The 12,500-nt window shown below is 71.4% G+C and carries 11 protein-coding genes; 7 read left to right on the top strand and 4 right to left on the bottom strand.

Going from position 1 to position 12,500, the window contains the following annotated elements; all coding sequences use genetic code 11:
* Nucleotides 1-8 precede the first annotated feature (8 nt).
* Together JNB62_RS03455 and JNB62_RS03460 are read left to right on the top strand one after the other, a co-directional pair.
* The gene (locus JNB62_RS03455) at nt 9-1,028 is read left to right on the top strand and encodes a zinc-dependent alcohol dehydrogenase family protein (RefSeq protein WP_220299468.1); all 1,020 of its coding nucleotides are present in this window, start codon (nt 9-11) and stop codon (nt 1,026-1,028) included.
* A 29-nt stretch (nt 1,029-1,057) separates the two neighbouring features.
* The gene (locus JNB62_RS03460) at nt 1,058-1,465 is read left to right on the top strand and encodes a (R)-mandelonitrile lyase (RefSeq protein ID WP_220299469.1); all 408 of its coding nucleotides are present in this window, start codon (nt 1,058-1,060) and stop codon (nt 1,463-1,465) included.
* 146 nt (nt 1,466-1,611) lie between these two features.
* Here JNB62_RS03460 and JNB62_RS03465 read toward each other — a convergent pair whose 3' ends face one another.
* Complete coding sequence (locus JNB62_RS03465) at nt 1,612-3,216, bottom strand: amidohydrolase (protein WP_220299470.1); 1,605 nt, start codon at nt 3,214-3,216, stop codon at nt 1,612-1,614.
* A complete protein-coding gene (locus JNB62_RS03470; RefSeq protein ID WP_220299471.1) occupies nt 3,213-4,661 on the bottom strand; it encodes a purine-cytosine permease family protein in 1,449 nt (482 codons plus the stop codon). The genes JNB62_RS03465 and JNB62_RS03470 overlap by 4 nt, the downstream gene beginning before the upstream one ends.
* 138 nt (nt 4,662-4,799) lie before the next feature.
* Here JNB62_RS03470 and JNB62_RS03475 point away from each other — a divergent pair, with 138 nt between their 5' ends.
* The gene (locus tag JNB62_RS03475) at nt 4,800-5,429 is read left to right on the top strand and encodes a TetR/AcrR family transcriptional regulator (RefSeq protein ID WP_308291710.1); all 630 of its coding nucleotides are present in this window, start codon (nt 4,800-4,802) and stop codon (nt 5,427-5,429) included.
* A 508-nt stretch (nt 5,430-5,937) separates the two neighbouring features.
* Here JNB62_RS03475 and JNB62_RS03480 read toward each other — a convergent pair.
* Nucleotides 5,938-6,918 (bottom strand): squalene cyclase, encoded by a 981-nt coding sequence (locus JNB62_RS03480; RefSeq protein ID WP_220299473.1) that lies wholly within the window; start codon nt 6,916-6,918, stop codon nt 5,938-5,940.
* A 193-nt stretch (nt 6,919-7,111) separates the two neighbouring features.
* On the opposite strand from JNB62_RS03480, the gene JNB62_RS03485 reads away from it, so the two are divergent.
* Nucleotides 7,112-8,638, top strand: coding sequence for an MATE family efflux transporter (locus JNB62_RS03485; protein WP_220299474.1), 1,527 nt, complete (start codon nt 7,112-7,114; stop codon nt 8,636-8,638).
* A gap of 49 nt (nt 8,639-8,687) precedes the next feature.
* Here JNB62_RS03485 and JNB62_RS03490 read toward each other — a convergent pair whose 3' ends face one another.
* Nucleotides 8,688-9,200 carry a putative immunity protein gene (locus tag JNB62_RS03490; RefSeq protein ID WP_220299475.1) on the bottom strand — a complete coding sequence of 171 codons (513 nt, stop codon included), beginning with the start codon at nt 9,198-9,200 and terminating at the stop codon, nt 8,688-8,690.
* A gap of 99 nt (nt 9,201-9,299) precedes the next feature.
* On the opposite strand from JNB62_RS03490, the gene poxB reads away from it, so the two are divergent.
* The 3 genes from poxB to JNB62_RS03505 all read left to right on the top strand — a co-directional run bounded on the left by poxB (nt 9,300) and on the right by JNB62_RS03505 (nt 12,472).
* On the top strand, nt 9,300-11,033 hold the full coding sequence (poxB, locus tag JNB62_RS03495; RefSeq protein ID WP_220299476.1) for a ubiquinone-dependent pyruvate dehydrogenase: 1,734 nt from the start codon (nt 9,300-9,302) through the stop codon (nt 11,031-11,033).
* A gap of 54 nt (nt 11,034-11,087) precedes the next feature.
* A complete protein-coding gene (locus tag JNB62_RS03500) occupies nt 11,088-11,453 on the top strand; it encodes an ArsR/SmtB family transcription factor (RefSeq protein ID WP_220299477.1) in 366 nt (121 codons plus the stop codon).
* A gap of 167 nt (nt 11,454-11,620) precedes the next feature.
* On the top strand, nt 11,621-12,472 hold the full coding sequence (locus tag JNB62_RS03505) for a cation diffusion facilitator family transporter (RefSeq protein ID WP_220299553.1): 852 nt from the start codon (nt 11,621-11,623) through the stop codon (nt 12,470-12,472).
* Nucleotides 12,473-12,500: the final 28 nt, after the last annotated feature.

Genomic DNA, 12,500 nt, shown 5'->3' on the forward strand with positions numbered 1-12,500 from the left:
GAGACCTCATGCGTGGAGTCATCATGTACGCGCCCGGCGACGTCCGGGTCGAAGACCGCGATCAGCCGGCCATCGTCGAGCCGACCGACGCCGTCATCCGCCTCGCGGCGACCTGCATCTGCGGGTCCGACCTGTGGCCCTACCGCGGCATCGAGCACGTCGACCACACTCCGATGGGCCACGAGTACGCCGGCGTCGTCACCGAGATCGGCGCCGACGTGAAGAACGTGAAGGTCGGCGATTTCGTCGTGGGCTCGTTCTTCGCGTCCGACAACACCTGCCAGATCTGCGAGGCCGGCTATCAGTCGCGGTGCGTCCACAGCGTGCCGATGGGCTCGATCGGCACGCAGGCCGAGTACGCCCGCATCCCGCTCGCCGATGGCACGCTCGTGGCGACGCCGGGCGAGCCCGACCCCGAGCTGATCCCCGCACTGCTCACGGCGTCGGACGTGCTCGGCACCGGGTGGTTCGCCGCGGTCGCCGCCGAGGCCGGGCCGGGCAAGACGGTGGCGGTCGTCGGCGACGGCGCGGTGGGACTTCTCGGTGTCCTCGCGGCCAAGCAGCTGGGCGCAGAGCGGATCATCGCGATGAGCCGGCACGCCGACCGCCAGGAGCTGGCCCGCCGATTCGGTGCCACCGATATCGTCGAGGAGCGCGGCGACGCCGGCGTGGCGCGCATCAAGGAGCTCACCGACGGCCTTGGCGCCCACTCGGTCATCGAGGCCGTCGGCACGCAGGAGTCGATGGAGCAGGCCATCCGCGCCACTCGCCCCGGCGGTCACGTCGGCTACGTGGGCGTCACTCACGGCGTCTCGCTCGACGGCATGGAGCTGTTCTTCTCGGGCGTGCACCTGCACGGCGGACCCGCCCCCGTGCGCCGCTTCCTCCCCGAACTCATCCGGCTCATCTGGGACCGCGAGATCGACCCCGGTGTCGTCTTCGACCTCACGCTGCCCCTCGAGGATGCGGCCGAGGGCTACCGCGCCATGGACGAGCGTCGCGCCACCAAGGTGCTGCTCACCCTCTGACACTCGGGCGTCACGACAAGGAGATCCGCATGAACATCGAGCCGACGGCATCCACGGTCAAGAACCCACCCGAGCAGTTCTGGGGCGACGTCTGGGTCGACACCATCGCCGCCCCGCACGAGCCCGACCAGCGCTTGACGGTCGCCCTTGTGTGCTTCGCGCCGGGCGCTCGGACCGCGTGGCATTCCCACGCGCGCGGCCAGTACGTGCGCGTGACGCAGGGGATCGCGCGGTTCGGCACGAGGGACGGCCAGGTCGTCGAGGTGCGCCCGGGGCAGACGCTGTACACGCCCCCTGGTCAGGACCACTGGCACGGCGCGTCACCGGACTGCTTCATGGAGCACCTCGCCATCCTCGAAGCCGGCGACGACCCCGCCACCACCACGATCTGGAAGGAGCACATCACCGACGCCGAGTACGAGGGCTCGGCCGGCTGAGTCCCCCGCGCCGCGCTTCGTCTCGCTGGCGCTCGCTCAGCGACCGGGTGGTCGGGCTGGGAGGGTGTGGCCCGGTTGTTGACGGCCGGCGATCGTGGGAGAGGGATGCCGGGCGCCCGGCATCCACTCCTCCGCTGTCTCTGCCGCTAGGCCTCGTGCACGGTGCGCCCGCCGACGACCGTGCGCACCACCCGTGTCTCGAGCAGCTCGTCGGGCGAGGCGGCGAAGATGTCGCGGTCGAGCACGATGAAATCGGCGCTCAGCCCCGCGGCTATGCGGCCGTATGTGCCGTCGGCGCGGCTCGCCCATGCGGCGTCGCGCGTCGCGTGCTCGATCGCCGTCAGGAGGGGCAGTGCGTAGCCCGGCACGTTCGCCGGCAGCGACGGGTCGAGCGCCGAGCGGCGCGTCGCGGCGATGAACATGTTCGGCAGGGGCGCGTACGGCGACGTCGGCGAGTCGGTGCCGAACACCAGCGGCGCCCCGGCGTCGGTCATCTCGGGCCACGGGAAGCCGCGGTCGACGCGCTCGTCGCCGAGCATGGCGCGCCAGTTGTCCTGGATCGCAGGGTCGGCGTGAACGGGCTGCATGCTCGCGGTGATGCCGAGCGCGGCGAGGCGGTCGATGTCGGCGCGCTCCACGACCTCGAGGTGCTCGATCCGGTGGCGACGCTCGCGCGGGCCGTTGACCGAGATCGCGTGCTCCACCGCCGAGATCGCGATGCGCACCGCTTCGTCGCCGATGGCGTGCATGGCGACCTGCAGGCCCGCGGCGTCGGCGGCTGCGACGACCGGAGCGAGCTCATCGAGGCTCCACACCGGATCGGGGTCGGCGCCGTTCGCGTACGGGTGCCCGACTGCGGCGGTGCAGCCGTCGACCGTGCCGTCGATCATGACCTTGATGCCCACGACCCGCAGCCACTGCGACGTGTGGACGGCGGCGAGTTCGGCAGCGCGGGCCACCTGCGCGAGGTTCTGCTCCTCGGCGCCCGTCGGCTGCACGCGCCAGTGCCCGGCGATGTGCGCCGTCAGGGCTCCGGCCTGCTCGGCGCGCACCATGGCGGCGAGGTCGGCCTCGTCGAGGCCCATGTCGGTGGCCGCCGTGACGCCCGTCTCGGCGTAGCCCCGGAGGGCTGCCGCCAGGGCGGCGTCGCGGTCGTCGTCGGTCGTGAAGCCGGCGAGCACCGGCTGCACGAGAAGGTGCATGGCGGTCTCGTCGACGAGGCCCGACGCGTGGCCGTCGGCGTCACGGTGCACCATCCCGCCGGCCGGATCGGCGGTGTCGTCGTCGATGCCGGCCTCGGCGAGGGCGGCGGTGTTGAGCCAGATCGAGTGGAAGTCGAACGCATCCGCGTAGACCGGTCGGTCGGCCACGACCGCGTCGAGCAGCTGCCGCGTCGGACGCCCGCCGACGGCGGCGTGCTGCCAGCCCTGCGCGCGGATGCGCGGGAGGTCGGGATGTGCCTCGGCGAACGTGCGGATGCGGCGCTGGATCTCGTCCAGGGTGGTGGCGCCCCACAGGTCCACCTGCGCGGCCGCCTCACCCGTGCCGACGATATGGGCGTGGCCGTCGACGAACCCCGGCAGCACCGTGGCGCCGGCGAGGTCGATGTCGTCGGCATCCGCGCCCGCGATGCGGCGCGCGGTGACGTCGTCGCCGACATAGGCCATCCGGCCGTCGCGGACGACGACGGCGGTGGCCCACCGCCGGGAGTCCGCCGTGAAGACGTGGGCGTTCGAGTACAGGGTCGTCATGGCCGACCGTCCTTTCCGAGCGGGGTGCGCAGGAGCACCGCGTAGACGAGCACCGAGACCAGCATCCCGGCAGGGACCGACAGGTCGACGTAGCCGAGGGCCTCCGAGGCAGGCCCGGTCCACACCGTCGTCGACAGGCACACCGCCGTGGCGATGCCGCCCAGGAGCGCGGCGGCGACACCCGGGATGCTCCAGCCTGCGCTGTACCAGAACCGGCCGCCGCGGCCCTCGTCGAAGAGGTCCGGGCCGTCGTACCGGTTGCGCCGCAGCACGACGTCCGCGACGAACACCGCCATCGTCGGCGCTGAGACGATGACCAGGAACTGCAGCATCAGGTTGACGGCATCCAGCAGGCTCGTCGACAGCGCGAGGTAGATGGTGAGCGCCGTGCCGATCACGCCGACGACGATGGCGGCGGGGATGCGGCGCAGCGGGATGCCGATCGCCTGCAGCGCCATGCTCGACGTGTAGGTCGTCATGCCGTTGAGCGCGACCGTGTTGACGATGACGCCGATGACCAGCACGGGGCCGAGCCAGCCGGGCAGGATGCCGAGCAGAGCGGATTCGATGCCGGCATCCATTCCGTTCATGACGACGGTCGCCAGCAGCACGCCGACGAACGTGAACACCATGCCGGGGATGGCGCCGCCGAGCGCGGTCGCGGCGACGATGTGCGAGGGCTTCGTCGACCGCGGCAGGTACCGGGCGATGTCGGGGCTGTTGATGTACGAGATCGGCCCCGACGCGACGAGCGTGAACCCGATCGTGATCGACGACCACAGCGCCACGCCCGAGAGCGGCTCGGCGGCCCGGTAGGCCCAGTCCACCTGCGGCAGGATGAACGCCGTCACCGTCACGAAGATGACGGCCAGCACGATCGCGAGCCACGAGTAGACGCGCAGGATCAGCGCATGCCCGTAGACGGCGACGAGCACCGTGAGTGCCGAGATCACGAGCGTGACCGCGATCGGCACGACGACGGGATCGGTGAGCCCCATGCCGGCGAGCAGATCGGCGCCGAGGAACGACGACGCCAGCCAGTTGAGGGCGAGGAACACGGCGCCGATGAGCCAGCCCGTGAACGCGACGACCGGCTTGTTGCCGATGACGCCGTAGATCGCGCGCGTGATGACCGAGCCCGACGTGCCCGCGGCCGGACCGCTGATCGCGATGAGGCCGGGGAAGACCCACATGAGCGAGCCCGCGATGACGACGAGCATCGCCTGCCACAGCTCCAGCCCCAGCAGCACGAGCGTCGCGCCGACGGTGAAGTTCAGGATGCTGACGCTCGGCGCCGCCCAGACGAAGAAGAGGTCGCGGGCCCGGCCGTGGCGCTCCTCGGCCCCGATCAGCTCGATGCCCCGGGTCTCGGGCTGGGTCGCGGCATCCACGAATCCGTCTGTCGCAGTCGGGGGTGCCTTGGTGGTCTGTGCTTCGTGTGACACGGAGGTCCTCTCGGGGCGGCTGGACGTCGTCGTCGTTCGCCGGCGGCTTCGTTGCTTCGGGAAGGGATGAGTGGATGCCAGTCCTATTGGCCGCAAGGCCAATAGACTATTGGTCACACATCCAATAACATGGCGGCCATGGTGTCAAGCGGTTCGGAGCGGCGGATCCGCAAGCGCCCCGAGGAGCGGCGCGAAGAGATCCTCGGGGCCGCCGCAGCCATCGCGCTCGCCGAAGGGCTCGAGCGCGTCACCCTCCGGGCCGTCGCGGACCGGCTCGGCGTGCGGCCCGGGCTCATCACGCACTACTTCCCGGCCGCCGAGGACCTCGTGGCCGCCGCGTTCGCGCGTGCCGCCGCCGGCGAGCGCGAGCAGCTGTTCGCCCGGGACGGCGATCCGCTGTCGCGCCTGCAGAGATTCGTCGACGTGATCGGCGGTGACCAGTCGCGCGATCTGTCGAGGCTCTGGCTGAACGCTCGCCACCTGTCGCGCTTCAGCCCCGTGCTCGACGCGGCGGTGGTCGAGCAGGAGGCGCTCAACGACGAGGGCATCGTGGCGCTCATCGAGGACGGCGTCGCGGCCGGCGTCTTCACCGCGGACGATCCGCTCCGCGCCGGCGTGCGGATCCTGATGGCGGTCGACGGGCAGAGCGCGTACGTCAACAACACCCGCGAGTCCGGAGGGGCGGTCTACCGTGACTTCGTGGCAGAGACGGCGGAGTGGTCGCTCGGCCTGCCGCCGGGCACGCTCACCTCAGCCCGGCTCGATTGAGCTCGCGGCCCGGCACGGGGGTTGCTCGTGCGGTCGGGGCGTTTCGTCTCGCTCGTGCCTCGCTCGCTCAACGGCCGGGGGTGGGTGTGCCGGTCGTTGCGCGGAGCGCGCTCTGGCGCGCGCAGACGAAGCGCGTTCTGGTAGGGGGTTGCTCGTGCGGTCGGGGCGTTTCGTCTCGGGAGTCGGTCGCTGAGCGAGGAGCGCCAGCGACGAGACGAAGCGTCCTCGCTCGCTCAACGGCCGGGGGGGTGTGCCGGTCGTTGAGCGGAGCGCGCTCTGGCGCGCGCAGACGAAACGCGGACTGGCACGAGGCCGACCGTGCGGGCGGGGCGTTTCGTCTCGCTCGTGCCTCGCTCGCTCAACGGCCGGGGGGGGGTGTGCCGGTCGTTGAGCGGAGCGCGCTCTGGCGCGCGCGGACGAAACGCGGTCTCGCACGAGGTTGCTCGTGCGGTCGGGGCGTTTCGTCTCGCTCGTTCCTCGCTCGCTCAACGACCGGGGGGGGTGTCGCTCAACGAGTGGAGGCGGCATCCCACCAGTCGAGCACGCGGGTGCCGAACAGCGTGAGCCAGCGGGATGCCTCACCCTCGCCGGCATCGACGTCGAACCACGTGCGGCCGGGGAGCGGTGTCGTCTGCAGCCACGTGCCGTCGGGCTGACGGGCGGCGCGGACCGCCTCCACGGCGTCGGCGAGACGCGGATCGGGCGGAGTGCCCTCGAACAGCGACGCGTCGCGGAAGTGATCGAGCGCGAACAGGGCGCTGTAGCGGTGGCGGTTCGGGTACACGAAGCGCGTGACGAAGTCGCCCACGACCTCGCCGGTGCTGGCGCGGACCATCAGGCGCCGCGACAGCAGATACTCCTCGCCGCCGTGGCGGGCCTCGCGCATGCTGGTGTCGCCGGTGAACCGCTCGTACGCGAGGATGCCGCGCGCCGCGTTGAGCGTCGAGTGGAACGACGACCGCACCGAGTCGCCCTCTTCGGCCTCGCAGTTCCAGCCGCCGTCCGCCAGCCGGTGCGCGGGGAACCACTCGACGAGCCGCGACACGTCGGCGCCGAGCCAGGCGCCGCTGGCGAGCGTGTAGGAGTTGATGCAGACGTCGACCTCGCCGCCCCAGTACGGCAGGTCGTCGTACTCCCATCGGCTGTTCGCGGCGATGCGGTCGGCGGTGTCGCCGAGCACCGCCGCGTCGACGCCCCACTCGCGCAGGTCACGCAGCGCCCACGTGGTCGCCACCCATGGCTGCCCCGGCTCCTTCGCCTCAGGCGTGTCGAAGAACGCCGTGCCCCCTGGGAAGAACGCGCCGCCCGCCCATTGCCCGTCGGGATCTTGCCGCGCGAGGAGTGCCGCGCCGAATCCCTCGACGGGCACACGCGCTCGCGTGGCCTGCCACACCTCCGGAGGCGCGCCGGCCAGGTCGCGCTCGACCTGCCAGCGCAGCGCGGGATCGGAGTCGAGCAGCCATTCCAGCACCTGCGGTTCGACGGACATGCGGGCACGCTACGCCGCGCCACCGACACGGGGAACCCGGACGGACGATCGCGTCGCGCCGGTGGCATCCCTCGCCCTCGTTTTGCGCAAAGCACAAGATTCGTCCAGACAATCCCGAATCGATTCGATATCATATTCGGCAGCCGCTTTCCGGCCCCTCCGTCTTCGCCTTCTCCCTCGAGAGCTCGCCTTCATGTCCACCGCCCTGACGACGGGCCGCCCCTGGCGCGTCATCGTCCTGTTCGCCGTGCCCCTGCTCATCGGCAACGTCGTGCAGCAGCTGTACCAGTTCGTCGACGCCGTCGTCGTCGGACGCCATCTCGGCGTCGACGCGCTCGCCGCCGTGGGCGCGACCGGCAGCATGCTGTTCCTGCTGCTGGGCTTCGCATGGGGTCTGACGTCGGGTTTCGCGATCCCGACGGCGCAGGCGTTCGGCGCGCGCGACTATGCGGCCGTCCGCCGTTCTGTCGCGGCCGGCACGATCCTGACCGCACTGTGCACCGTCCTGATCACGGTGGGTGCGCCGCTGCTGGCCGGTCCGCTGCTCGCGCTGCTGCAGACGCCCGCCGAGCTCATGGACGACGCGATCGTCTTCGCGCAGATCAGCTTCCTCGGCGCGGGCGCCATGATGTTCTTCAACTACCTGTCGGCGATCATCCGCGCGATCGGCGACTCGCGCACGCCGCTGGTGTTCCTGACGCTGGCGTGCGGCCTCAACGTCGTGCTCGTGATCCTCATGGTCGGCACCTTCGGCTGGGGCGTCGGCGGCGCGGCCCTCGCGACCGTCGTGTCGCAGGCGATCTCGGTGCTGCTGTGCCTCGAGTTCGTGCGCCGCCGCGTTCCGGTGCTGCACCTTCACCGCGAGGACTGGCGCGTCAGCCGCGCCGACCTCGCCGAGCACCTGCGTCTCGGTCTGCCCATGGGCTTCCAGGCCTCGATCATCGCTATCGGCACGCTGTCGGTGCAGGTGGCCCTCAACGAGCTCGGCGCCGACGCGGTGGCTGCGTACACCTCGGCCTCGCGCGTGGACGGCCTGGCCGTCGCGCTGCTGCAGTCTCTGGGCCTCGCGGTGTCGATGTTCGTCGCGCAGAACCACGGCGGAGGCCGCCCCGACCGCATCCGCAAGGGCGTGACGCAGGCGACCTGGATCTCGCTGGCCGCGGCCCTCGTGCTGGGCGCGCTGCTCATCGCGTTCGGCGCGCACCTCGTGCAGCTGTTCGTCGGCGACGCGGAGGCCGAGGTCGTCGGCCTCGCCGCGCAGATGCTCGCGATCAACGGCGCGACCTACTGGATCCTCGCGGTGCTGTTCGTGCTGCGCGGCGCGCTGCAGGGCCTCGGGCACACGCTCATCCCCACCGTCACCGGCGTCATCGAACTGGTCATGCGCGTGGCCGCCGCCGTCGTGCTGGGGGCGATCTTCGGCTTCATCGGCGTCGCGGCCAGCAACCCGCTCGCGTGGCTCGGCGCGGTGGTGGTGCTCGTGCCGGCGTACGTGCACGCGCACCGCAAGCTCGCGCACGAGCCGATCACGCCCGCCGTCGCCACCCCGACCACCCCGATTCCCATCGTCGGTCCGACGGACGGCTCGATGGTGGTGGATGCCGTCGTCACGGCGCCGATCGTCCTGCCGACCGCCGCGCAGACGGCCTCGCCGACGGCTCCCCGTCGTCGCCGCCGCTTCCCGGTGCGCCGTCCGCGCGACCGCAGCCCTCGCGGCTGACGCGGGAGCGCGCTCGGTCCCGGCGCAGCGCTGCGGCGCCGGCATCCACTCACCCGTCGAAGACGTTCCAGCAGATCGCGCTGCGCAGGCGCTGGTCGTCGAGCACGAGGTCGCGGATCGCGCCGGGAAGCTGGGCGCGCTGCCAGTCACGTTCGCGGACCCGTGCCGCTTCGGCTCCGTCCGCCGCGGCCATCGCCGCCCTGATCGCGTAGGCCGCCGCCCCGAGCTCGTGCGCGGGAACGTGGGCGACCGCCACAGCCTGGCCCGCGGCCAGCGCCGTGAATCGCGCGGGGTCGGGCAGCCCCTTGCCGGCGGCGTTCGCGACGAACGCGCGCTGGTGCGCCTCGCGCATCGGCACCTCGCCGCGGATCCACGCGCGGGTGAGGTCCAGGGTGTCGACGAGGACCGGATCGTCCGGCCGCTCCGCGGCGAACAACGGCAGCACATGCTCCACACACGCGATCGCCCACTCCGCCAGCAGATGGTGCTCGCCGTCGGTCAGCGTGCCGCCGCGCCGGATGGTGATGAACCGGGGATCACGGACGGCGGGCAGGATCGGCATCCCCTCATCATGCCGTTCCGGGCCCCCGGCAAGGCATGCACCTTGCGCGACCCGCGCGGCGCTGATTCGCTGAAGGAGGACCCGAGGCGAGGAGCAGAGATGGCCGCCAGCATTGCGGATGTGTTCGTGCAGACGCTCGTGGACGCGGGAGTCACGAGGGTGTGGGGACTCCCCGGCGACTCGCTCAACGCGTTCACCGACGCGCTGCGACGGGACGGGCGCCTGCGCTGGTTGCACATGCGGCACGAAGAGGCGGCGGCGTTCGCGGCGGGAGCCGAGGCCGAGATCACCGGCCAGCTCGCGGTCGTGGCGGGCAGCTGCGGACCGGGCAACCTGCACTTCGTCAACGGCCTGTTCGACGCCCAGCGCTCGCGCGTGCCCGTGCTGGCGATCGCGTCGCACATCCCGTCGGCCGAGATCGGCAGCGGGTACTTCCAAGAGACGCATCCGCAGGAGCTGTTCCGCGAATGCAGCGTCTACTGCGAGATGATCTCGGACCCGTCGCAGATGCCGTGGGTGCTCGAGATCGCGATGCGCACCGCGGTCGAGAAGCGCGGTGTGGCGGTGGTCGTCGTGCCGGGTGATGTCTTCTTCGCGGATGCCCCCTCCCGGCGCCCGTCGGCACCCATCAGGGCCGCGCGGCCGTCGGTGGTGCCGAGCGAGGCCGAACTGCGGGCGGCCGCTGAGATCCTGGACGGCGCGGGACGCGTGACGATCCTCGCCGGAGCCGGAGTCGCGGGCGCGCACGATGAGGTGCTCGCGCTGGCCGAGCGGCTGCAGGCGCCGATCGTGCACGCCTTCCGCGGCAAGGAGCACATCGAGTACGACAACCCCTACGACGTCGGCATGACCGGGCTGCTGGGCTTCGCCTCGGGGTACCGCGCCATGGAGAAGTGCGACGCGCTGCTCATGCTCGGCACGGACTTCCCGTACCGGCAGTTCTACCCGTCGAAGGCGAAGATCGTGCAGGTCGACCTGCGCGGCGAGCAGCTCGGCCGGCGCACCCCGATCGACCTCGGGCTCGTCGGAGACGTCGGCGTGACGGCATCCGCTCTGCTGTCGCATCTGCGCGGCGACCGCGACGATGCGCATCTGCGCGATGCGGTCGCGCACTATCGCAAGACCCGCAAGGACCTCGACGACCTCGCCGTCGACGACGGCAGGGAGCCGCTGCACCCGCAGTTCGTGGCGCGGCTGCTCGACGAGCTCGCCGACGACGACGCGGTGTTCACGGCCGACGTCGGCGAACCCGTGGTGTGGGCGGCGCGGTACCTCACGATGACGAAGGAGCGCCGGCTGCTCGGATCGTTCACCCACGGGTCCATGGCGAACGCCATGCCGCAGGCGCTCGGAGCGCAGGCCGTCGACCGCGACCGTCAGGTCATCGCGTTGTCAGGCGACGGCGGCATCGCGATGCTGCTCGGCGACCTGCTGTCGATCCGCCAGAACGACCTGCCGATCAAGGTCATCGTGTTCAACAACTCCGCTCTGGGGTTCGTCGAGGTCGAGATGAAGGCGGCGGGCATCGTGAACTTCGGCACGACGCTCGACAACCCGGACTTCGCGGCGGTCGCCACCGCGATGGGGCTCACCGGCATCCGCGTCGACCGCGGCGACGAGCTCGAACCGGCGCTGCGACGTGCGCTGCAGGTGCCGGGACCGGTGCTCGTGGACGTCAAGGTGGCCCGGCAGGAGCTGTCGATCCCGCCCGCAATCACGGCGGCACAGGCCAAGGGCTTCACGCTGTGGGCCCTGCGGACGGTGCTGTCGGGCCGAGGCGACGAGCTGCTCGACCTCGCCGACACGAACCTGTGGCGGCGCATCTTCGGCTGACGTCGCGCACTCCTCTTTCGCGCTCTCGAGACGCGCTTGCTAACGTATCTGCGTATGAGTGCAGATAAGCAGGGATGCGGCTACACGGTCGAGAGCCCGTACGTCGAGCTGGCGGTCGAGGTCTTCGCGATGCTCGCCGACGCCACCCGGGTGCGCATCGTGATCGCGCTGCAGGATGCCGGAGAGCTCTCGGTCAACCATCTCGCCGACATCGTCGACAAGTCGCCGGCCGCCGTGTCTCAGCACCTCGCGAAGCTGCGCCTCGCGCGCATCGTGTCGACGCGGCAGGAGGGCCAGCGGGTGTTCTACCGCCTGGAGAACGAGCACGCGTCGCGCCTCGTCGCCGACGCGATCCACCAGGCGGAGCACTCGCTCGGCGGAACGCCGCGTCACCACCGCGCGACAGGCGTCGAGGCGTGACCGCCGCGACCGCCGGGCGTCACGATGAGGGCGACCACCGGCATCCCCACGATCACGGGCACGACCACCCGCACGACGATCACCACCACCACGGCGGGCTGCGCGGTGTGCTGCACGAGCTGTTCGTGCCGCACTCGCACGATGCGGCCGATGCCATCGACGACGCCATGGAGGCGAATGCGGCCGGCATCCGTGCCCTCAAGATCAGCCTCGTCATCCTGCTCGCCACGACGGTGCTGCAGGCGGTCGTGGTGGCGTTCAGCGGGTCGGTGGCACTGCTCGCCGACACGATCCACAACCTGTCGGATGCGCTGACGGCGGTGCCGCTGTGGATCGCCTTCGTGCTGGGTCGTCGCGCGGCATCCCGTCGCTACACGTACGGTCTCGGGCGTGCCGAGGACCTCGCGGGTCTGTTCATCGTGTTCGTCGTGGCGCTGTCGGCGGTCGTCGCCGCCTGGCAGGCGATCGACAGGATGCTGCACCCCCAGCCCCTCGACAACCTCGGCTGGGTGATCGCAGCGGGCGTCATCGGGTTCGCCGGCAACGAGGCGGTCGCGGTCTACCGCATCCGCGTCGGCAAGCGCATCGGCTCGGCGGCGCTCGTGGCGGACGGCGTCCACGCCCGCACCGACGGCTTCACGTCGCTCGCCGTGGTGCTCGGCGGCATCGGCGTGCTGCTCGGCTTTCCGCTCGCCGACCCGATCGTGGGGCTGCTCATCGCGGTGGCGATCTTCGTGCTGCTGATCGGCACCGTCCGCAGCGTGGGTCGGCGACTGCTCGACGGCGTCGAGCCCGAGCTCGTCGACCGCGCCGAGCATGCGCTCGAGCACGTCGACGGCATCGAGCGCATCGACAGGCTGCGGCTGCGCTGGGTGGGTCACCGCCTGCAGGGGGATGCGCTGGTCGCGGGTCGTCCCGGCGCCGACCCTGACGAGCTGGCGGCGACCGCCGAGGCCAGCGTGCGGGCGCATCTGCGCAACGTCGACGACTTCACCGTGACCGTGCGCTCCCGTCCCTGACCTCCGCGCAGCCTGACCCCGCGCCCCC

Source organism: Microbacterium jejuense (assembly GCF_019511665.1).
Classification (GTDB): domain Bacteria; phylum Actinomycetota; class Actinomycetes; order Actinomycetales; family Microbacteriaceae; genus Microbacterium; species Microbacterium jejuense_A.